We start from the raw sequence: 455 nt of genomic DNA, 5'->3' as shown, positions 1-455 counted from the left end.
GTGTCCACGTGCAGCGCCTCGGGCGTGTCGTGCACGCGCTGCACGGCGCAGCCGAAGTGGAAGAAGGCATTCGGATGCCGCGACACGCGCAGCGTGCTGCCGTGCGGCGGCGGCACCTGCTGGGCGCCGATGTAGTGGCGCAGCCGCCATTTCCAGACGTCGGGCAGCAGGGAATGGCCGTGCACGAGGCCGGGCACGCCGGAGCCCTTGGACTTGTTGATGCGCGGCATTTCGGCGCGGCGCGCGATCAGGTCCACGCTGGCCGCGCCGTTCTCGAGCGCGGTGGCGGCGCTGTCCATGGCCGAGGAGCCCATGCCGATCACGCCCACGCGCAGGCCCTGCAGCGTGCGGTAATCGAGCACGTCGGACGAGTGCGCCCAGCGCGTGCGCGGCACGCCCTCCATGAAGGCCGGAATCTGCGGACCGCCGAGGCCGTCGCGCCCGGTGGCCAGCAC

At 72.5% G+C, this 455-nt stretch carries 1 protein-coding gene; it reads right to left on the bottom strand.

The features are described 5' to 3' along the window. Positions 1-455 (bottom strand): SidA/IucD/PvdA family monooxygenase (locus K9U40_RS23730; RefSeq protein WP_282892511.1); only part of this gene is annotated, 455 nt, incomplete at both ends.

The organism is Xanthobacter autotrophicus (assembly GCF_030015065.1).
Taxonomy (GTDB): Bacteria; Pseudomonadota; Alphaproteobacteria; order Rhizobiales; family Xanthobacteraceae; genus Xanthobacter; species Xanthobacter autotrophicus_D.
The sequence above is the reverse complement of the archived record's forward strand: the minus strand, read 5'-3'. Positions and strand labels throughout refer to the sequence as shown.